Source organism: uncultured Parvibaculum sp. (assembly GCF_963975745.1).
In the GTDB taxonomy this organism is placed as follows: Bacteria; Pseudomonadota; Alphaproteobacteria; order Parvibaculales; family Parvibaculaceae; genus Parvibaculum.
Genome location: NZ_CAXBIB010000025.1, coordinates 20,783 through 40,441 on the forward strand (window position 1 = coordinate 20,783; position 19,659 = coordinate 40,441).

Annotated in this window: 16 protein-coding genes; 9 read left to right on the top strand and 7 right to left on the bottom strand. The window is 62.9% G+C overall.

What is annotated here, in order from left to right; translation table 11 throughout:
* Nucleotides 1-54 precede the first annotated feature (54 nt).
* Nucleotides 55-2,514 (bottom strand): glycosyltransferase family 2 protein, encoded by a 2,460-nt coding sequence (locus AAC071_RS15690; protein WP_339834368.1) that lies wholly within the window; start codon nucleotides 2,512-2,514, stop codon nucleotides 55-57.
* On the bottom strand, nucleotides 2,511-3,983 hold the full coding sequence (locus AAC071_RS15695; protein WP_339834370.1) for a hypothetical protein: 1,473 nt from the start codon (nucleotides 3,981-3,983) through the stop codon (nucleotides 2,511-2,513). Before AAC071_RS15695 ends, AAC071_RS15690 begins: the two co-directional genes overlap by 4 nt.
* A 194-nt stretch (nucleotides 3,984-4,177) precedes the next feature.
* Between AAC071_RS15695 and AAC071_RS15700 the strand changes: the two genes are divergently transcribed.
* Entirely contained in the window at nucleotides 4,178-4,879 is a 702-nt protein-coding gene (locus AAC071_RS15700; protein WP_339834372.1) for a hypothetical protein, read from the top strand.
* Between the two features lie 42 nt (nucleotides 4,880-4,921).
* Here the strand turns inward: AAC071_RS15700 and AAC071_RS15705 are convergent, their stop codons facing one another.
* Nucleotides 4,922-6,409 carry a DUF2793 domain-containing protein gene (locus tag AAC071_RS15705; protein WP_339834375.1) on the bottom strand — a complete coding sequence of 496 codons (1,488 nt, stop codon included), beginning with the start codon at nucleotides 6,407-6,409 and terminating at the stop codon, nucleotides 4,922-4,924.
* A 178-nt stretch (nucleotides 6,410-6,587) separates the two neighbouring features.
* On the opposite strand from AAC071_RS15705, the gene AAC071_RS15710 reads away from it, so the two are divergent.
* The 4 genes from AAC071_RS15710 to mtnC all read left to right on the top strand — a co-directional run bounded on the left by AAC071_RS15710 (nucleotide 6,588) and on the right by mtnC (nucleotide 10,494).
* Nucleotides 6,588-8,534 (top strand): rhamnan synthesis F family protein, encoded by a 1,947-nt coding sequence (locus AAC071_RS15710; RefSeq protein WP_339834378.1) that lies wholly within the window; start codon nucleotides 6,588-6,590, stop codon nucleotides 8,532-8,534.
* An 84-nt stretch (nucleotides 8,535-8,618) separates the two neighbouring features.
* The gene (mtnB, locus tag AAC071_RS15715; RefSeq protein WP_339834381.1) at nucleotides 8,619-9,236 is read left to right on the top strand and encodes a methylthioribulose 1-phosphate dehydratase; all 618 of its coding nucleotides are present in this window, start codon (nucleotides 8,619-8,621) and stop codon (nucleotides 9,234-9,236) included.
* Complete coding sequence (locus AAC071_RS15720) at nucleotides 9,233-9,787, top strand: cupin (protein ID WP_339834383.1); 555 nt, start codon at nucleotides 9,233-9,235, stop codon at nucleotides 9,785-9,787. The genes mtnB and AAC071_RS15720 overlap by 4 nt, the downstream gene beginning before the upstream one ends.
* Nucleotides 9,784-10,494 carry an acireductone synthase gene (mtnC, locus tag AAC071_RS15725; RefSeq protein ID WP_339834386.1) on the top strand — a complete coding sequence of 237 codons (711 nt, stop codon included), beginning with the start codon at nucleotides 9,784-9,786 and terminating at the stop codon, nucleotides 10,492-10,494. Before AAC071_RS15720 ends, mtnC begins: the two co-directional genes overlap by 4 nt.
* Before the next feature lie 51 nt (nucleotides 10,495-10,545).
* Here mtnC and AAC071_RS15730 read toward each other — a convergent pair whose 3' ends face one another.
* On the bottom strand, nucleotides 10,546-10,779 hold the full coding sequence (locus AAC071_RS15730) for a hypothetical protein (protein WP_339834388.1): 234 nt from the start codon (nucleotides 10,777-10,779) through the stop codon (nucleotides 10,546-10,548).
* Between the two features lie 143 nt (nucleotides 10,780-10,922).
* Here AAC071_RS15730 and mtgA point away from each other — a divergent pair, with 143 nt between their 5' ends.
* Complete coding sequence (gene mtgA, locus AAC071_RS15735) at nucleotides 10,923-11,666, top strand: monofunctional biosynthetic peptidoglycan transglycosylase (protein ID WP_339834390.1); 744 nt, start codon at nucleotides 10,923-10,925, stop codon at nucleotides 11,664-11,666.
* A gap of 119 nt (nucleotides 11,667-11,785) precedes the next feature.
* Here mtgA and AAC071_RS15740 read toward each other — a convergent pair whose 3' ends face one another.
* Both AAC071_RS15740 and AAC071_RS15745 read right to left on the bottom strand, forming a co-directional pair.
* Nucleotides 11,786-12,244, bottom strand: coding sequence for a hypothetical protein (locus AAC071_RS15740; RefSeq protein WP_339834392.1), 459 nt, complete (start codon nucleotides 12,242-12,244; stop codon nucleotides 11,786-11,788).
* A gap of 7 nt (nucleotides 12,245-12,251) precedes the next feature.
* On the bottom strand, nucleotides 12,252-13,793 hold the full coding sequence (locus AAC071_RS15745; RefSeq protein ID WP_339834394.1) for a GMC family oxidoreductase: 1,542 nt from the start codon (nucleotides 13,791-13,793) through the stop codon (nucleotides 12,252-12,254).
* A gap of 192 nt (nucleotides 13,794-13,985) precedes the next feature.
* Between AAC071_RS15745 and AAC071_RS15750 the strand changes: the two genes are divergently transcribed.
* The 3 genes from AAC071_RS15750 to AAC071_RS15760 all read left to right on the top strand — a co-directional run bounded on the left by AAC071_RS15750 (nucleotide 13,986) and on the right by AAC071_RS15760 (nucleotide 16,206).
* Entirely contained in the window at nucleotides 13,986-14,255 is a 270-nt protein-coding gene (locus tag AAC071_RS15750; RefSeq protein WP_339834396.1) for a type II toxin-antitoxin system RelB/DinJ family antitoxin, read from the top strand.
* Nucleotides 14,233-14,550: a type II toxin-antitoxin system YafQ family toxin gene (locus tag AAC071_RS15755; RefSeq protein WP_339834399.1), complete on the top strand. Its 318-nt coding sequence runs from the start codon at nucleotides 14,233-14,235 to the stop codon at nucleotides 14,548-14,550. The genes AAC071_RS15750 and AAC071_RS15755 overlap by 23 nt, the downstream gene beginning before the upstream one ends.
* A gap of 228 nt (nucleotides 14,551-14,778) precedes the next feature.
* Nucleotides 14,779-16,206 (top strand): aldehyde dehydrogenase family protein, encoded by a 1,428-nt coding sequence (locus AAC071_RS15760; protein ID WP_339834401.1) that lies wholly within the window; start codon nucleotides 14,779-14,781, stop codon nucleotides 16,204-16,206.
* Between the two features lie 128 nt (nucleotides 16,207-16,334).
* On the opposite strand, the gene AAC071_RS15765 is transcribed toward AAC071_RS15760, so the two are convergent.
* Entirely contained in the window at nucleotides 16,335-19,286 is a 2,952-nt protein-coding gene (locus AAC071_RS15765) for an AAA domain-containing protein (protein WP_339834403.1), read from the bottom strand.
* Between the last annotated feature and the right edge of the window lie 373 nt (nucleotides 19,287-19,659).

The window sequence follows — 19,659 nt, forward strand, 5'->3', positions numbered from 1 at the left end:
CGGGGCATGCGTAAACAAGCTGCGTGTCTCTCGGCTTTCTCGCAGCGTGCCCGATCAATACAAGCGGAGCGAAAAATCAGAGCGTTCGAGTGTCAAATTCGGTGAATAGAACGGGTCACATTCAAGTATCGAGCCCCATCGTTCTTTCATGACCGCTGTCTCTGACGCGAATCGTTCCTTCTTTTCCGGTGTCGTCTCATATCCTCTGCTCAATGACTCATGATGATAGAGGAGCGCGAAAGGCGTGAAAAGATTAAGGTAACCAGCCTGTCGAGCCTTCAGGCAGAAATCAACATCGTTAAAGGCGACCGTCAAATGCAGTTCATCTAGTCCGCCAATCTCCCAGAAGACTTCCGAGCGAACGAGAAGGCACGCAGCAGTTACGGCGGAGACATTTTGTGCGATCTGCAATCGAGAAAAATATCCCAGCTCATTTCGATGGGCACGAAGATGCCCGTGTCCAGCAATACCGCCAAGACCAATAATGATACCCGCGTGTTGAACCGTATCGTCAGGATAGAGAAGTTTCGCTCCTACGCATCCAATCTCCGGCCGCGTTGCGTGCGAAACCATCTCTTCCAGCCATTCGGGCTCAATGACTTCGATGTCATTATTGATGAAGCCGAGAATGCTTCCCCTTGCTTCGCGTGCCGCAAAATTGTTGATAGCTGAATAGTTGAACGGCTTGGCGTAGCTCAGTACGCGGATGTTGGGGTTGTCCGATATTTCGGCGAAATATTCCAGCGTGGCCTGCTCGCGGGAATCATTGTCGACGATGAGTATTTCGTAGTTCGAATAGGTGGTTTTCTCGATGATCGAGGCAATACATGCTCGCAAGACATCAACCATGTCGCGCGTCGGAACGATAAGGGAAACCAACGGTTCCGGGCGAGGCACGGCCCACCTCAGGCGATAAAAGGGTAACCCATCTATCTTCTCGACCTTTGCGGGACGCGCGCGGCGTGCAACGTGGTCCTCAAGTGCGCGGAGTCCGGCGGTATAAGCGTAACTTTTCTCCGACCCGGCCCGGGCTGTCGAGCCTTCGGCAGCCCGCCAGTGATAGAGAATCTTCGGGATATGAACAATCTTGTGCGGATCGATCGTCGCGATGATCCGGAGATTGATGTCGTAGTCCTGGCTGCCCTCAAACCCCTTGCGCCATCCGCCGACTTTCCGAATGTTTTCTGCGCGATGCACCGTAAAATGGTTGAGATAATTCATCGCATAGAAAAGATCGGGCGAGAAATCGGGTTTGAAATGGGGGTCGTAGCGTTCGCCCGAATCTCTGAGCTTGTCTTCATCGCTGTATAGCAATTCAGCGTTCGGCTGCCTGTTGAGAACGCACGCAATTTCCGCGAGGGCATGCTCACGCAGAACGTCATCGTGATCCAGCAGGCCGATATAGTCGCCTGTTGCGAGAGCAAAAGCTGAATTCGTGGCCTCTGCGATATGTCCGTTCTGCTCCCGGAGGGAGATCTTAATTCGGCTATCTCGAGTTGCTGCTGCCTCGAGCACCCACCGCACGCGGTCGTCTGTCGATGCGTCATCCGCAATGCACAATTCCCAAGTCTGGTAGATTTGGTTCTCGACTGACCGAATTGCGGTTTCGAGATGAACCGGGTCCGGGTTGAAAACGGGCATCAAGACGGAAATTGCAGGGTGCCATGGGAGTTCCGACAGCGTCGAGACATAGCTCGATCGGTCCCGTTCTGGACGGTAATCAAAATTTTCCTGCCATTTCATATAGTCGTAATCGGCGTCTCCACGGCAGGGCCTACGCCCCTCAAACTTGCCGTACTGCAAAAAATGCAAAAGCGGATCGATGCCGGCAGCGGCCACGTCGGGATTTTGATTGAGATACCATCCCGCCGAAAAGTTCGGTCCTGGATCACGCTTTTGCGCCGCACCCTGCGTCACGTAGTGGACGAGCGGATTGAGGCCGGCTTCTGCAACATCAGGGTACTGGCGCAAGTACCAATCAGTATCGAAAAGTGGATTCGGATTTCGTCTCTCGGCGACTCCATTTTGAATATAGTGAGCTATTGGATCTTCGCCCGCATTCACCGTATTTGGATATGTACGCAAATACCATTCTCTATCAAAGAGGCCCGAGCCGGCGACAAGTTCGACATCGTGTGCAAGCCACGACTTCCGTTCGTGATCTTCTGGTGACGGAGTTACTGCTGTGGTCTTCAGGGCGATCGTTTGATCCTGAATGATATTGTTATTGATGACGCCAACGTCGCCGGACCGTCCTTCGCTCCTGCCGATGGTCTCGTAGTGCAGCAGCGGGTTGACGCCGGTGACAGCGACATCGGGGTTGGCGGCGAGATAGGCCTGGCCGTCGAAGCGGGGCGAGGGCTTGCGGCCGAGCTGCGCGCCGAGCCAGAGATAATGTTCGGCCGGGTCCATGTCCAGCGCGGCGACATCGGGATATTGCGCCAGATACCAGGCGTCGTCGAAATGTTCCGACTGCCGGATGATCTCGATATCCTGTGCCGGGACGCCGGTCATTCCGTCTTGATCCCGTTTTCGCCGTTCCCGCCGGCTGCCGCCGCATTGGGCGCCCGGCCCTCGGCCGCGCCATGCTCGATGAAATGGCGCAGCGGGTCGATGCCGGCGGCCGCGACGTCGGGATAGGCGCGGCCATACCATTCGGCGTCGAACATGCCGCTCTGCCGCATCCAGGCCATCTGCCGGCGGATGCGCAGGGCGCGCGGCAGCAGCCGCGAGCCCTGCCGGTCGAGCAGGGTCGCGACGGTGCCGCCGGCCCGCGCGGCGGCTTCGCGCGCGCGCATCAGCCGGGTCAGCGCGACGATTTCCTCGATCCGGGCGGCCAGTGCTGCCTCGGCCTGTTGCCGGCCGGTCTTTTCGGTGCCGGCCTCGGTGCGGGCCGCGTCGCGTTCGGTCTCGGCCTGTTGCCGCGCGGCGCGCTGTTCGGCCAGTTCGGCCAGGGCCGTCTTCAGCCCGGCCTCGGCGCGGCTGCGGCCGGCCTGTTCGGCCTCGGCCCGGTTGAGCGCTTCCTGCAGGCTTGCCTGCGCTTCGGCCGTTGCCTGTTCGGCGGCGCGGGCGCGGCCGGCATCCGCCCGGCCCTGCGCCACCAGCGGCGCAAAGGCCGGCGCCGCATCGTCGAAGGCGGCGCGGATGCGGTCGAGCGTTGCGAAATCGGCAGGATCCTCGCCCTCGGCTGCCCAGCGGGCGAGAATGGCATAGGTCTCGCGCAGCCAGAGCGACAGGGCCGGATTGTCGGCGATGCGTTGCGGCGCTTCCTTGTGGTGGCGCAGCTTTTCGGCCAGGAAGGCATCGATCTCCGGCGCGGCGCGTTCGGACGCGCGGGGCCAGGCGAGGTCCAGCGCCTGGCCGGCGCGCGCGGCGAGGCGCGGCCAGTCCTGCATCAGCTGGTCGTAGCTGCAATGGAAGCGCGGCAGCCCGCGCGAGGCCGCCTCCGCCGCCAGCACATGGCGCAGCCAGAGCAGATGGCCGAGTTCGGGGGCGAGACCGTGGCGCTGTTCGAGCGAGGCCGCAACCTCCAGCGGATTGCGCAGCGGCAGCAGCACCAGGGGCCGCACGCCGGCGGCCGCCAGCACGCCGAGCCAGAAGGGGGCGATGCGGCAGAGGCGCGGATCCTTCAGTACAAAGAAGGACGAGCCGCCATATTCGGCCTCGAGCGCCGCGCGCGCCCGGGCTTCGAAGGCGCCGGCCTTCGGCGAGGCCAGCCAGCCGGGCTCGAAAGCCTGCCAGTCGTCCCAGGCCGAGCCGGCCGAGGCGAGGAGTTCCTCGTTCAGCCCGAAGACGGACATCGACTCCCAGTAGCCGGTCTCATTGGCCACGTTGGCGGGCATCAGCGTCTGCGGCGCATCGGCGCCCAGCAGCGTCAGCACCCGGGCAAGCGCGCTGGTGCCCGAACGGTGCATGCCGAGTATCAAAAGGCAACTGCGCCCGGAAGACATCACACCTTCCTGACTGACGATATTATTGTTCACGCATTCCTCGCTTATCCCCCGGATGAAATTATAATTTTCTTGGCAGGCTAGCAAGTCTGATTCAAGGTGGGGGCGGCGGCGAGCCGGTCAACAATCGGGAGCAGGCGACGTTGCAGCATCTCAACATCATTGTCGGGGGTGTGTGCGCGCCAAATCACGATTGATGTTTTGAATCCGATTTCAGGAAACGCACTGTGTCTCTAAATCCGTCGAGTTACTACGAAATTGATGCGATTGCTGCCGCTGTGGAACGGGGCGGGCATCGGCAAATCATTGGTGATTTATGGGATGAAATTGGCGCGCTTCAGATCGAATTTCTTGTGTCGAATGGTTTGTCGCCTCATCATGTGCTGTTGGATATTGGTTGCGGAAGCCTGCGCCTCGGGGTTCGCGCTGTCAGCCATCTGGATGTTGGATGCTACTGGGGAACAGACATCAATGAAAGTTTGATGTCTGCCGGATATGAGCGCGAGGTGTTGCCAGCAGGTTTAGGTGAAAAGTTGCCGCGAACAAACCTTGTGCAGGATACCGATTTTACGTTTGATGGCATTCCCCGCGACATTGATTTTGCTATCGCCCAGTCAGTCTTTACTCATTTGCCACTGAATCATATGCGGCTGTGTCTCGCCAATCTATCGGCTCACCTGGCAGGACCATGTGAATTCTTCTTCACTGTATTTATGTTGCCGGAAGGTGAGTCGTTTGAACGACCCTTCGAACAATTCGAAAAGATCATTACCTATCCACATCGAGATCCCTATCACTACACATCTGGCGATATTCTCTATGCTGCCGCCAACCTCCCTTGGCAAATCGAGTTTGTTGGGGACTGGGGACATCCGCGCAATCAGAAGATGGTTCGAGCGACGATGCCTAGGGGGCGCAAGCGTGTCTAAGACATTTCCGTTGACTGAGTGGTTAGAGTTTGGACATGAAAATTATTGCCTTGCATCTTCGATGGAAGCAATTCGATCCTCGAATCCTGCTGCTATCCAAACTAACAATTGATCGTATCGAACTCCAAGTCGCTCGTTAGTCGGCCGGTGTGTGAGGGAAGATTCTCCGTCTTCTGTGCTTGGTATGGAGGACGGTTCGCAAGGATTCCGGCATAGCACACCGTATCGAAATCCGTTGAGCCCCGCGGCCTCGAACGCACTGAGTACGTCCTGCGCTGTCACTCCGATATGAAGCCGTGCATTGGCGCCTTTGACCTCGATCGCCGAACGCCAGCGATATATGCCGGCGAGTCGTGACAAGCTTCTGGCGACGTGGCGTTCGGCTGGTTCGAGCGCTCGCAACTGTGTCTTGGCGCGGGCATCCGATGTCTGAATCGCTCCGTTGCCCGCGTATATGTCTTTCCATCTACGAGCCGATGAGCCCAGATCCTGGGCGTTATCAGCGCCTGGCTGCACGACGCCAGTGCTGGAAATTCGCAAGCGCTCGATTGTGCTGGTTTCTCCGGACATGAAGGAAATCCGAGTGGGGCACGAGACGCCTGAGTTCGGGGTTGAATCGGCAACGAAGCGAATAGCTGCAGTCTGACGATACGCCGCTCCGTCAAATCCGAATGAATTGAAAGCAGCGATCGTATCGTTCTCTGCAACCACAGCAGGCAATGAGAGCGTCCCGCGCGCGCGAAAAAAGTCAAACCGGGTGCCTGCTGCGTTGTTATCCGTCGCTGCCTGCAAGCCCAGTGTTGGCCGCGCTGTGTCGTTGTTTCCGATGCTCACGGCAGGAAGCGCGGATAGCGGTGGAACGATATTTGCGAAGTTGACGGGGTCGCCGAGAGATATTTGTCCGTCTCCAGCTAGCTTGATTCCCTCCCTCCACGTCTCCCCATCGGCGCTGACCTTGAGCGTGAAGTCGTCATTGCCGGCAAGGCCCAGTTCGGCGCGGCCGGCGGCGGCGGTCTGGAAGATCAGCGTGCCGGTGTTGCCCGTCGCCGCCTTGTCGATCGTCACGCGCATGTCGCCGCTGCCGGGCGTCTGGTCGTCATGGGCGAAAAGCGCCGCGTCGGATTTGACCGCGAGGCGGTTTGCCGTGTCGGCGGCGGTGTTGATGCCGAATTTCGGCGCCTGTTCGGGCGCGATGTCGCTCCAGGTGCCGGCGTCGCGAACCAGCAGTTTCCGTTCGTCTTCGAGCCAGGCGCGCCAGCCCGCATGGGCCGTGAAGAAAGTCCAGGCGCCGTCGAGCCAGGCGGCAATCTCGCCGTCATGGCCGGCCCAGGCGCCGCCGGCGCCGGCGGCGACGATGTGGCGCTCGCCGGGCGCCGGCGCGGGCGGCGGCGCGGTGAGGCTGCGCGACCTGACCGCCAGCTGGACCAGCGCGTCGAGCCGGCGCAGCGCCTCGTTGTGGGTCACATGTTTCTGGGCCTGGGCCGGCATGATGCAGGGCAGGCCGAGCAGTTCGGTCGTGTCGAAGGACATGGGTCGCTCCCCTTTCCGTTGCGGATGCGGCAAGCCTAAGGCGCGTGCCCGGGGGTGGGGATAAGTCGGCGGCGGCGCGGTTGCGCCTTGCCGGGCAATGGCTTATCGACGCGGGGGGGGCCTGTCGGCGCCGGGGCTTGTCGCGGCCGGCGGGACGATCAGTGTGGAACGAGGGCCGATGCGCCTTTGCGTTGACGAGATCCTGCGATCGGGACGTCCGGCGCTGCGCCTGACGCCGGCCGATGGCGCGCGGCCGCTGCGCGCCGGGCGCTATCTGCTGCATGCCGTGCCGCCGGCAGGGGCGACGATGCCGGCGCTGAAGATCGATGTGACGGTCGAGGGCGACGAGCGGCCGCGCGCGGGCCTGCTCGACTTCGAACCCTTGTTCGCACGGCGCCGCCGCGGGCGGGCCGTTGCCGCCTTCGTGCCGGTGTTTGTGCGGCAGGAGGCGGTCGCACTTGTCGTCGAGGCGGCATCGGCGGGCGCTGCCCTGCCGGGGCTCGCATGGCGGCTGCAGTTCAAGAGCTATCCGGCACTCTATGTCGCACTTTTCGGGCGTTTCATGCGGCGGGTGCTGGCGCGCAAGGAAAGCCTGAAGCTGCTCGGCACGGCCTTTCTGCGGCACGGGCTCGACGGCGTCGGCGCGGCGCTGTGGGGCGACTGGGCGGCCGCGCTGTCGTGGGCGGCGCCGCAATCGGGCTTTACCGCGCGCGCGCTTGCCTGTCCGGACCGGGTCGGGCTTCCCGCCGGCGCGCCCGCGGCGGTGCCGGGCCTCTGCCTCGTCGCCGATCTGTCGCGCGGCGCGGCGCTTCCGGCGCTCGATGCGGGTTTTCTGGCGCGGGCGCGGCTGGCCGGCTTCGACGCGCTCTGCCTGCCCTGCGGTTGGGACGGCCAGCAGCTTCGCCTGCCGGCGCCGGTGCAGCGCTTTCTCGACGATGCGGCTTGCGACTTGCCCTTCATCCTGCGGCCGACGGGCCCGGCGGCGGCCGATCGCGGCCTGATGGCGGCGCTGGCGCCGTTCCTTGACGATCCGCGCGCCTTGCGTGTGGCCGCGGCACCCGGCGCCGTTTCGGCGGACGGCGTCTTTCTCGCCGGGGATGACGGCGCCGTGCTGACCGGCGACTTCACCGCCGGTGCGGCCGATCCCGCGGCGCGGCTGCCCGACACGCCGCCGGTACGGTTCGGCCGGGCCGCGCATGCGGCGATCGGCAAGGCGCTGGCCGCGGCGGCCGGGCGGGCCGGGCCCGCCTTCGTGTTTGTCGATCTGGCGGCGGCGGGCGGGCCCGGGCCCGATCTTGGCGACGATCCGCGCTTCGGCCATGCCGCGCTCGAGGCGCTGCGCGTCGCCCGGGCGCGCCATGCGGCGGTGGCGTCCGCGCCGTCGCGACCGTTGCGGGCGGCGATCGCCCTGCATGCCTTCTATCCCGACGTTCTTGCCGAAATGCTGGCGGCACTGCGCGATCTGCCGGCCGAACACAAGCTCTTCGTCAGCACCACGGCGGCGCGGCAGGCCGAGGTCGAGGCCCTGTTGCGGGCGGCGGGGCGCCCTCATGCGCTGCATGTCTTCGACAATCGCGGCCGCGACATTCTCCCCTTCCTCAGGATGCATGCGGCGATTTCGGCCGAAGGCTTCGATCTCGTCGTCAAGGTTCACACCAAGAAATCGGCCCATCGCAAGGATGGCGCGGTCTGGCGGCGGACGCTGGTCGAGCCGATCCTCGGGCGTCAGGGTTTTACGCGCATCCTCGCCGCCTTCGCGGCGGACCGCACGCTCGGCATGACCGGGCCGGATCGGCATCTGACCGGCTTTCGCAACAATATCGTGCCCAACGAGGCGCGGGTTTTCGGCCTGGCGCGGCGGCTCGGCCTGACCGCGCGTGACGTCACGCATGGCCAGTTCTTTGCCGGCTCGATGTTCGTCGCGCGGGTGGCGGCGCTCGCGCCGCTGATGAGCCTTGCCATCGGCGAGGCGGATTTCGAACCCGAGGCGGGCCAGCTCGACGGCACGCTGGCGCATGCGATCGAGCGCGGCCTCGCGCTCAGCGTCGTTGCCAGCGGGCTGCGCGTCGCCGGCGTCGAGGATGTGCTGCGGCGGCACTCGCCGATCTGGAACATGTCGGGTTGAGCCGGTCCGGCGGCAGAGGCTTCCATCGCCGCGCAAATCGATTATGGTGGCGCCAGTTTCGCGACCGCCGGAGTGGAGTTGCCGATGCCAGCCCCCGATACGCGTTTTGCCGAGGCCGCGCGCGGCGTCGTCGCCATGGCGCGGTTTGCCGGCGCGCGCGGCTGGCTGCCGGCGACCAGCGGCAATTTTTCGGTGCGGATCGACGGCACGCGCGCGGCGCTGACGGCGACGGGCGGCGACAAGGCGATGCTCGAGGAAAGCGGCGTCATCGCGGTCGAGATCGAGGGTGCCGCGCATCCGCGCGCCTCGGCCGAAGCGCCGCTGCACCTGGCGCGTTATGCGGCCGTGCCGGCGATCGGTGCGGTTGCGCATATGCACAGCATGGCCGCGACCGTGTTGTCGCGGCGCCATGCCGCTGCCGGGGCGCTGCGGCTCGAAGGCTGGGAACTTCTCAAGGCCTTTGCCGGCGTGACGACGCATGAGGTTGCGCTCGATATTCCGATCGTCGCCAACGACCAGGACACGGCCCGGCTTGCCGCGCTGGTCGAGGCGCGGCTGAAGGCAGGCGCGGCGGCGCCGGGCTATCTGATCGCCGGACACGGTCTCTATGTCTGGGGCGCGACGGTGACGGACGCGATCCGTCACATGGAAGCCTTCGATTTTCTGCTCACCGCCCAGCTGCATGAGGAGGGCGCAAGATGACACAGCTCACGGTCTATCCCGATACCGATCCCGATACGGTGCTGCTCGAGACGCGCGACGGTGCCGCCATTGCGGCATCGCTGGCCGGGATCGGCGTTGCCTTCGAACGCTGGGCGGCGCCGCATGAACTCGGCGAGGATGCCGATCAGGCTGCCGTACTCGCGGCCTATGACGCGCAGGTCAAACGGCTGATGGACGAAGGCGGCTACAAGAGCGCCGATGTGGTGCGGGTCAAACCCGACAATCCCGATCGCGAAGCGCTCAGGCAGAAGTTTCTCGCCGAGCACACGCATGACGACGACGAAGTGCGCTTTTTCGTCGAGGGCGCCGGCGCCTTCTATCTGCGCAAGGGCGGCAAGGTGTTTCGCATCGTCTGCGAGCGCAACGACCTGATCTCGGTGCCGGCCGGCACGACGCACTGGTTCGATACAGGTCCCGCGCCGCATTTCTGCGCGATCCGCATCTTCACCTCGCCCGAGGGCTGGGTCGGACATTTCACCGGCGACGACATCGCGACGCGCTTCCCGAAATTCGAGGGCGCGGCCGCGTGAACCGGATTCGTGCCATCGTCACCGATATCGAGGGAACGACGACACCCATCGTCTTCGTGCATGAGGTGCTGTTTCCCTATGCGCGGGAACGGCTGGCGGCGTTCGTCGCCGCGCAAGGCACGGCGCCCGAGGTTGCGGCGGCGCTTGCGGAAGCGCGGGAACTGGGCGGCGTGCCGAACGCTTCAAATGACGAAACGGTGGCGCTGATGCTTTCCTGGATCGACCAGGACCGCAAGGCCGGTCCGCTGAAACTGCTGCAGGGCATGATCTGGCGGCAGGGCTACGAAGCGGGCGTGCTGAAGGGGCCGGTCTATCCGGACGCGGCGGCAATGCTGCGGCGCTGGCGCGAAAGGGGATTGCAGCTCTTCGTCTATTCGTCGGGATCGGAAGAGGCGCAGAAGCTGATCTTCGGCTATTCGGACCAGGGCGATCTGACGCCCCTGTTCGACGGGTTTTTCGATACGCGGATCGGCGCCAAGACCGCGACGGCATCCTATCAGGCGATTGCGCAGGCGGCGGCGATGCCGGCGGCCGGGATGCTTTTCCTGTCGGATCATGCCGGCGAGATTGCGGCGGCGCGCGCGGCCGGCATGCCGGCTGTGCGGATCGACCGCGAGGCGGCGCCCGATCTCTGGCTCAACGAAGAACAGGCGCCCGTCGCCGGCTCATTCGATGCGGTCGAACGCGCGCTGGTGCCCGGCAAGTAAAAAGGCCCGGCGGTTCACCGGGCCTTTTGTCGATGTGTCGATGACGTGAAATCAGCACTTGTCGTCCTGCTTGCAGCCGCTATAGGCGCCGGCCGCCGCACCGACGGCGCCACCAACGATCATGCCGGCGGCAATGCTCGACCCGGCGATGGCGGTGGCCGCTGCACCGACACCGGCGCCGATCGCGCCGCCTGACAGAGCGCCCTGTTCGGTCTTGCTCAGATTGGTGCAGCCGCTCGTCAGCAGAAGCGCAGCCACCGCGAAGGCCGTCGCTGTCTTCTTCATCTTTGCCTCCATCAACGTGAATCCACCCGGCCGAGATTGGCGGCGTTTGACGGCCGAAGCTTGACGGGAATGGGGCGATTGAGGGCCGATTATGGGGCGGGCGGGCTTGTGCGGCCGGTGATCCTTGCAGATGATCGCCGGCGATGACACAGGACATCAGACCCGAAGGCCCCGGCGGCGACCGGCTGCGCGAAGAGGCGGTCGAGCGCCGGAAGGAGACCGCGCGACGCTTTGCCGGACAGGCTGCGCTTGCCCTTGCACGCGCGGTGCTTGTCATCTTCTTCCTGCCGGCATTCGTCATTCTTCTCTATGCGGTGGTGCCGCCGCCGGCGACGCCGCTGATGCTGATCCGCGCCATCGAAGGGTACGGAATCTCCAAGCAATGGAAGCCGCTCGATGAAATCTCGCCGCATCTGCAGCGCGCCGTCATCGCGGCCGAGGACGGCAAATTCTGCCGGCATGGCGGCTTCGACTGGGAAGCGGTCGACAGCGCGATCGAGCGGCGGCGCCAGGGCGGGCGCGTCGTCGGCGCCTCGACGATCAGCATGCAGACGGCCAAGAATCTCTTTCTCTGGCCGGCCCGGACCTATTTCCGCAAGGGCGGCGAAGCCTACATAACCGTCTGGCTGGAAACGCTTTTAAGCAAGCGGCGCATCCTCGAACTCTATCTCAACGTGATCGAATTCGGCCCCGGCCTTTATGGCGCGGAGGCGGCGGCGCGGCATTATTTCGGCGTTGCGGCGGCCGATCTTTCGCCGTCCCAGGCGGCGCAACTGGCCGCGGTGCTGCCCTCGCCGCTGACCTGGCGGCCGGTCGCCAGCGCAAGGGCGGGAACGATCGAAGTCAGGGCGCGATCGGTGCAACTCGGCAGCGACGGACCCTGCTAACCCCCCCCCCCTCTGTCACGGAACTGTCACGAAACTGTCACAAATCGCCGCGAGGAAAACTTGTGCCCGGGTTTATGCCCGGGGTTATGCGCGGGTTTATCCCCGCCCCCGGGGACAAGTCAGGCGTGATGCGCCGAATCGCGCATGACCAGCGCGGCCAGCGCGCAGAGATCGGCCTCGGTTTCCGAGAAATGCCATTTCTCGATCGCCACCATGCGGTCGCCGAGATAGTCGGCGCGGGTCGCGGCGGCCAGTGCGCGATGGGCGAGCTCCGGCGTGGCGGCGGGCGTCCAGCCATGCGCGCGCAGGCGGCGGGCGAGGCGGGCCTCGTAGATCGCGCGGGTTTCGGCCGGGCGGCTTTCGGCGAACCAGATCTCGCCGAGCTTTGCGGCCGCCTGCCGATCGGCCAGCAGGCGCAGGAAGACGTCGCTGTCGAGAGCGAGGACCGACGGGTCGCGGCCGAACAGCGCGGCCGGGACGGCGGCGGCGAGGAGTGCGGCGCTGCCCAGAATGACGATGTCGCGGCGCGAGACCGGCGGATGGGCGTGAGCGGCGTCGTGATCGGATGAATGTTTCATGCGGTTCTCATGCGGCAAAGGCGCCTTCGGCAAAGCGGGATTTCAGATGGTCGGCCAGGCGCAGCGCCAGCGCGACCAGGGTCAGGGTCGGGTTGACCGTGCCCCCCGTCGGGTAGAGCGAGGAGCCGGCGATATAGAGGTTCGACATTCCGTGTACGGCGCAGTTGCCGTCGGCGACGCCGTTCTTCGGGTCGGCGGCCATGCGCGTGGTGCCGAGATGATGATTGCCCCAGCCTTCGGCCTCGGTCCATGTCTCGCGTTCGGGAAAGAGCACGCGGACGCGGCCCTCGCCCCAGCCGCCAAAGGCGCGGGCCAGCGCCTCGAGATTGCCGCGCAGGCTGTCGGCGTCGGTTTTCTGCAACCGCCAGGCCAGCCGCGTGCGCGGCAGGCCGAGCGCGTCCTTTTCGTCCGAAAGCGTGATGCGGCTCGCCGGATTGGGCGCCTGTTCGGCGGCGCAGCCGACGCCGATGCGCCAGCCGAGTTCGTCCGACGGCGCGGCGCGCGCGGTGGTGTCGCGGGCGAGCTTCAGCACCAGCGGCTGGATCCAGGCGGATGGATCGCGCTGGCCTTCCTCCGAGCCGGTTGCGTCCGTCACCGCATAGCTCATGCCGAAGGTCAGCACGGTGCCCATGCGCCGGGTGCGGCGCAGATAGTCGGGTGTGAAAAGGAAGCAGCCGCGCACGACCGAATTCTGAAGCTTCGTGTAGGTGCGGTAGAAGCGCGCGACGAGATCGGGATCGGTGACGAGAAAGGTCGCGGGCGAGGGAATGTGCGGATGCTCCATGAAGAAGCGGCCGACATTGCCGGTGCGATTGCCGACGCCGCCCGGCTCGACGCTGTTGGAATAAAGCAGGATGCGCGCATTCTCGATGCCGCCGGCGGCCAGGATGCAGGCTTTGGGTTTGACCGCGAAGCGGACGCCCGACAGCGTGCCGACGCGCAAGGTTTCGACACGGGCGCCGTTTTCCGCCGGCACGATTTCCATCACATTGCTGTTGAGGTAGCAGGTGACATTGGGCGCGGCTTCGATGTCGGGCCGGTATTTCTTTCCGAAGCGGGTCGGCGGGCTGTAGATGAAGAAGCGCGTCATCACCTCGTCGCCGGCGAGCGGCAGCGGCTCGCCGCCCTCGGCCCAGGCGCTCGCATCGTCGAAGGCGGTGGAACGGAGCTGGCAGACATCCGCCGCGCGCTCATAAAAAGGGTCGAGATCGGCGCGGGTCATCGGCCAGCCCGAATGGGGCACCCAGTCGCGCTTTTCGAAGTCGATGGGCTCAAGCGGCCGCGTCCAGCCGCCCCAGTGGTTGGTGGTGCCGCCGAAATAGCGCAGCCTCGAACTTGTCAGCGGATATTCGACGCCGGCCATCTCGCCTTCATACAAGGCTTGCGTGTCGGCATCGAATTCGAAGCCGCCGCTTTCGATCAACGCGATGGCGATGCCCGAGCCTGCCAGCTCGCGCGCGATGGCGATGCCGGCCGCACCGGCGCCGATGATGGCGAGGTCGGTTTCGATGATGGTGCCGTCGGGGACGTTGCGTCCGTCAATGAACATGGGCGCTGCTTCTCCTGGCGCGGGTCTGATCCTGCCCTGATACTTCTTACCCGATTCCGCCGGAATTGCGGCGGCTGCCGGCCGATGCTCGATCCCGATTGCCGGACCACCCGCCGGCCCGTTTTCGCACGGGACTTGAAAGTGTGGCCCAATTGGGCTACATATGGGTTTCGGTTTACAGGAGATCTGAAAATGGCCACCAGTGTCGTTCGCGCCCGTGTCGAAGACGATGTGAAGGAAGATGCGACGGTCGTGCTTGGCGAGCTGGGGCTGACCGTGTCCGACATTATCCGCATGACGCTGACCCGCGTCGCCCGAGACCGGGCGGTTCCTTTCGATCTCACCGCGCCCAACGCTAAAACGCAGGCAGCGATGAAGGAGGGCCGGAAGCTGATCAAATCGCGCCGGGCCCGGTTCTCCAGCGGCGACGAGCATCTGGATGCCCTCGGAAAAGCCCGCTAGCCGCAAACGGGCGTCGCGGCCGCGCACGTCGGACCACACCAGGGCGTTCGAAAAAGACTGGGTCCGCCTCTCCCGCACCGGCCGCTACGACATGGGCCGCCTGAAAGAGGTTATGCTGCTGCTCATCGCGAATGACGGTCCGCTGCCTGCCGAGTGGAAAGACCACCCGCTCAAGGGCGCTTGGGCCGACCATCGCGAATGCCATGTCGGCGGCGATTTTCTCCTGATCTACACATGCGATGACAAATCGGTCGTTTTTGAGCGCACCGGCACGCATGCGGAACTTTTCGAATAGGGCGAGCGGCAGGCGGAAGTCCGCATTTTCCCGGCGTTTTGGCGGCTTTCGAGGCCGTTTTACGCTGGACCGGGCAGGGGGGGGCATGCGAGGTTTCTTGCCAACAACAAACACCCTCGCGCGCAGCCGGGGGCCGCAGCATATGCGGCCGTCCGGGCGGGTGAAACCGGCATTCGCCGGCGCCCGCCGGCAGACGAGGGACGGCATCAAACAAGGAGGACTGCCCCCATGAAGGACTATCTGAAATTCTACATCAACGGCCAGTGGGTCGACCCGGCGACGCCGAAGACGCTGGAGGTGATCAACCCGGCCAATGAAGAGCCCTTCGCGCGCATCAGCATGGGTTCGGCCAAGGATGTCGACAAGGCGGTGGCCGCCGCCAAGGCCGTCTTCCCGAAATATTCGACGACGACCAGGCAGGAGCGCATCGAGCTGTTGCAGTCGATCATGGCCGTCTATCAGAAGCGCTATGCCGACATCGCGGCCGCGATCACCGAGGAAATGGGCGCGCCGCAGAAGCTGTCGCAGAACGCGCAGGCCGCCATGGGCATCGCGCACTTGAACACCAATCTCGAAATCCTGAAGACATACGAATTCGAGGAAGACAAGGGCCCGACGCGGATCCTGCGCGAGCCTGTGGGCGTGTGCGGTTTCATCACGCCGTGGAACTGGCCGATCAACCAGATCGCCTGCAAGGTGGCGCCGGCGCTGGCGGTGGGCTGCACCATGGTGCTGAAGCCTTCGGAAGTGGCGCCGATCAACGCCTATCTCTTCGCCGAAATCCTGCATGAGGCGGGCGTGCCGGCGGGCGTGTTCAACCTCGTCAATGGCGACGGGCCGGGCGTGGGCGCGCCGCTGTCGTCGCATCCGGATGTCGACATGGTGTCGTTCACCGGCTCGACGCGGGCCGGCATTCTCGTTTCGAAGGCGGCGGCCGACACGGTCAAGCGCGTGGCGCTGGAACTGGGCGGCAAGTCGGCCAATATCGTGCTCGACGATGCCGACCTCAAGAAGGCGGTGACGGGCTCGGTGTTCGGCATGATGTCGAATTCGGGCCAGAGCTGCAACGCGCCCTCGCGCATGCTGGTGCCGGCGGCACGCCAGGACGAGGTGATCGCGATCGCCAAGGCGGCGGCCGAGCAGGTCAAGGTCGGCGACCCGAACGCGGAAGGCACGGTGATCGGCCCCGTGGTTTCGGAAGTGCAGTTCGAGAAGATCCAGGGCCTGATCCAGAAGGGCATCGAGGAAGGCGCGACGCTGGTGACCGGCGGCACGGGCCGGCCGGAAGGCATGAACAAGGGCTATTACGTGCGCCCGACCATCTTCGCCAATGTCACCAACGACATGACCATTGCGCGCGAGGAAATCTTCGGGCCGGTGATGGCCATTCTTCCCTACAAGGACGAGGAAGACGCCGTGCGCATCGCCAACGACACGGTCTATGGGCTTTCGGGCTATGTGCAGGGCGAGCCGGAACATGCGCGGAAAGTCGCCTCGCGGCTCCGCACCGGCAATGTCCACCTCAACCTCGCCGGCCCCGACCTCAACGCGCCCTTCGGCGGCTACAAGCAGTCGGGCAATGGCCGCGAATGGGGCGAGTTCGGCTTCGAGGAGTTCCTCGAGGTGAAGGCGGTGCTGGGGTATAACGCGGCGTAAGCAACTTCCGGATTGGTCCGGATACGGAGAAGCCGGTCCCGCGAGGGGCCGGCTTTTTTCGTTTGGGGGACGGACTATTGTGGACTTGCTTGGTCTAAGCCGCATTTGCAAAGTCGGCGAGCATATATTTAGTCCGTCGATCTGTCTCTCCACGCCTTTACGCGGTTTAGGCAGCCGTCGATGTCGTCCCTGACTTCGTAAACCCAAAAGCGCATGACATCGTAGCCAAGCTCGAAGAGCCGTTGATTGCGGATCTGGTCGCGTCTGCAAAGCTCGCCGGTCCAATTTCGATGGTATCGCTCACCATCAATTTCGATAGCCAGCTTGCGAGAATCATCCACCATCAGAAAGTCCACAATATACTTTTCAACCGGGTACTGCGGAATCAAGCGCAAACCAACCTTGTGCGCCGCCGTGTAGAAATCTCTCTCCCAATCGGAAACAAGCTCCGGCTTTGGAACATCTGGATACGACGGGCCATATTCTTCCAGCTGCATCTCGACTGCCTCTGCTGAGCGATTTTCGAGGGAGGCCGCGTATGTGGCAAAGCGTGAGAGATAGCCAACATCACACGCACTACATGCAGCCATATCCCCGACAACGATCAGCTGAGCTCGCGCCCGCGTGATGGCAACGTTGAACAGGTTTCCGTTGGAGCGCAGGAATCCGAGCGCCCCGCTCGTGAGCCCAGCAGAAACAACGGGTGAAAACACCATCACATCTCGTTCATCACCTTGAAATCCGTGCACCGTATCCACTAAGAAGCCGCGCTGAATCAGTTCGGCCGAAAGTTTGCTCTCACGATTCACTGCTTCGTTAATAGCGTTGACTTGGGCTCTGAATGGTGTGACCACACCGACGCTGCCCCGATAGTTTTTTGTGAGCACGAGATCGCTTAGTGCGGAAACAACTGCCTTGACTTCGTCCATATTCACTGCGCCGCCCCTGGCAGGGCGGACGGAGTGGCCCTTGACGTCAATCCATCGGATTCCCGGCTCACTCCGAGCTGGAGAACGCAGATTGTCATATCTGGTTGCTACCCGAAGCCGCTGCTCATAAAACTCATCATTCGAGAAGCCAATGATATCGGCGTGGGAGCGATGGTGATCGACAAGGCTCACGACGTCTTCGCCTGAAACCTGCGTCGCCCCAAGCCCGAACAATGATTGATGTGAATACGCCCAATGAGGGAAGTCGTCCATAAGCTCATATCGTTCGAGCAAAGCCTGATCCTGCCCTCGCTGCAAGCGGCTAATATGTGAAAGCTGCTTTGGGTCACCAATGATCACGACAGATTTCGCGCGGTAGAGCAGAGGCAGCGCCGAGGCAATATCACACTGACTGGCTTCATCAAAAACCACGAGGTCAAAGTGGCCAGGTTCAAGTGGAATGCGCCCACGTGCCGAGAGCGAAGTCACAGCCCAGCATGGGAGCAAATGCGAAATGTCGCGCAGCATTGCACTGTATTTCGCATAGGCTTGACGGGATAGCTCCCCGTCATCTCCGGCTTCAATAACCATCTTTAAGAGCGCGGTGTATTTGCCAAGATCTCGTCGTTCGGCCGCAGACATCACTGATGGCTGAAGACGTAACCAAAGCTTCCAAAGCATCTCGGAATGACGTGCGATCCGACCTAGGACGCTTCCCTCTTCACGCGCAATTTCCTCTAGTGATCGCGACTTTTGAAGCTCTCTCAATGCCGTTCGATAAAGGTTCGCTCTCTCCAAAGCTTCCAGCTGGTGAATCGCTGTCGATAATGCGGTCGCGACCGGTTGAAGTTCTATGTCTGTTGAAGGCGGCGCGGGGATATCGACTTCGATGGTCTCCAAAGAGGGAGTGGCGGCTTCAATGGCCAATGCAAGACTGGCGAACCGTCCACCCCTGAATAATGGCCAAAGAGCCTTTGCGATGATGCCTACCTGCTCCCGGTCCGCTTGCTTGGCGGCGAACGCAAGAGACTGCATGTCACCTCGGATGCCTGGAATATCCAACTCCAAGGCCTTCGCGAAAAGGCCGGGGCGCAACTGTTGGCGCGCCTCTTCGGCAAACTGCTCTAGACGGTCAATGTCATTGCGCAGCTCGATAAAGTGCTGTGTTTCATCTGCAAGGCGGCTGTACTCAGAAAGCAGGCGCTGATGTAAGGCCTTGGCGTCAGCGAACTCCTCTCGTTCGGCATTTGTCGTCGTTGATGACAGCAATGCAAGCACATATTCCGCCAAACGTACCTGATACGCCTGTGCGCCGACGCGCAACAGAATTGGACGCGGCCCAAGTGCGTTTACCCGAGTTTCGACAACATCGACCGCCTTATTGTTCTTGCTTGCGAAAAGAACACGCTTCCCGGACCAAGCGGCGTTCACAAGGAGATTGGTAACAACTTGCGATTTGCCGGTGCCGGGAGGACCGGTAATGATTGTCACGGGGCGGGTCAATGCGGCGGATACCGCATTTCGCTGCTCCGAGTTCATCGGCAAGACTTCGATGAGCGGCTCGTCGAGCGGCGCAACATCGAGAGACGTGTCCTCTCCCCTTATCCACCTGCCCAGTGCTGTATCCGCATATTTCGTCTCGGGCAGCTGGGCGAGATCGCGGAGCTCCTTCTCAAGGCCTTGGGTGAATGGAGACTTTTCGGCCATGAGGATGACGGCCCGATTGTAAATGCCGGGCTCACTAACTTCCGTCATCGGGACGCGTTCATCGGCGAGAACGCTGGAGTCGATGTCTTCCCTCCACGGCCATTCAGGCCGCACCGCCTGTAAACGCATCGCAATCTCGTCGACCTCGGGCCGGACTTCGTCGCTGTTCAGCCCCAACTCTTGCTCAAGCTGGACAAGCTCATTCATGAGCATGTCGCGCTCAACATTGGTAAAGGTTTGGAAGGGCTTCTGATTGATGATTGGGAAGCTCAAGTCGATGGCCAGGCGGCCGCTGCCTGGCTCCTGTTCGATCGGAAACAGAAGTAATGGCTCGACCATGTACCCTTGCCAGTCAGAGCGACGAGACTTAATCAGCGAAATGTTGGTGGGATAACCGAAATAAAGACCGTAGCGGCCCCGCTCGGTGCGCTTTCGTCCTAGCAAGCGCCTCCCTGCTTCGCTTTCAGCAAGGTCGTCAGGCGTACGGGGAATGGACGTGATCTCAAGATAATCCGGGTCTCCATACTTGGAGGTCAGAAATGTTGAGATGCCGGTGTCGTCGTAGCCGAGACATGCAAGATAATACCGACAGAGACGAGCAAGGTCGGTATCGACGAATTGCTCTTCAGGTGAACTAGAATCAGAACGCGCTAGTTGAGTTTCGACTGCTGTCGACCAGCGGTAGGCACGATCTTGAGCGACACGCCCTTTCAGAGACCCGTAGAGAAGTTTATTGATGTCGGGCTTAGTGACACCAAGCGCTCTGACCTGAGCCCCTGAACTTCCTCCAGATTTGAGTAGAGTCCGTCACTTGAAG

Excerpts from the sequence above, each read along its gene's own strand:
- AAC071_RS15690 (WP_339834368.1), bottom strand. The coding sequence starts at position 2,514 with ATGACCGGCGTCCCGGCACAGGATATCGAGATCATCCGGCAGTCGGAA.
- AAC071_RS15705 (WP_339834375.1), bottom strand. The coding sequence starts at position 6,409 with ATGTCCTTCGACACGACCGAACTGCTCGGCCTGCCCTGCATCATGCCG.
- AAC071_RS15710 (WP_339834378.1), top strand. The coding sequence starts at position 6,588 with ATGCGCCTTTGCGTTGACGAGATCCTGCGATCGGGACGTCCGGCGCTG.
- mtnB (WP_339834381.1), top strand. The coding sequence starts at position 8,619 with ATGCCAGCCCCCGATACGCGTTTTGCCGAGGCCGCGCGCGGCGTCGTC.
- AAC071_RS15720 (WP_339834383.1), top strand. The coding sequence starts at position 9,233 with ATGACACAGCTCACGGTCTATCCCGATACCGATCCCGATACGGTGCTG.
- AAC071_RS15730 (WP_339834388.1), bottom strand. The coding sequence starts at position 10,779 with ATGAAGAAGACAGCGACGGCCTTCGCGGTGGCTGCGCTTCTGCTGACG.
- mtgA (WP_339834390.1), top strand. The coding sequence starts at position 10,923 with ATGACACAGGACATCAGACCCGAAGGCCCCGGCGGCGACCGGCTGCGC.
- AAC071_RS15740 (WP_339834392.1), bottom strand. The coding sequence starts at position 12,244 with ATGAAACATTCATCCGATCACGACGCCGCTCACGCCCATCCGCCGGTC.
- AAC071_RS15745 (WP_339834394.1), bottom strand. The coding sequence starts at position 13,793 with ATGTTCATTGACGGACGCAACGTCCCCGACGGCACCATCATCGAAACC.
- AAC071_RS15750 (WP_339834396.1), top strand. The coding sequence starts at position 13,986 with ATGGCCACCAGTGTCGTTCGCGCCCGTGTCGAAGACGATGTGAAGGAA.
- AAC071_RS15755 (WP_339834399.1), top strand. The coding sequence starts at position 14,233 with ATGCCCTCGGAAAAGCCCGCTAGCCGCAAACGGGCGTCGCGGCCGCGC.
- AAC071_RS15760 (WP_339834401.1), top strand. The coding sequence starts at position 14,779 with ATGAAGGACTATCTGAAATTCTACATCAACGGCCAGTGGGTCGACCCG.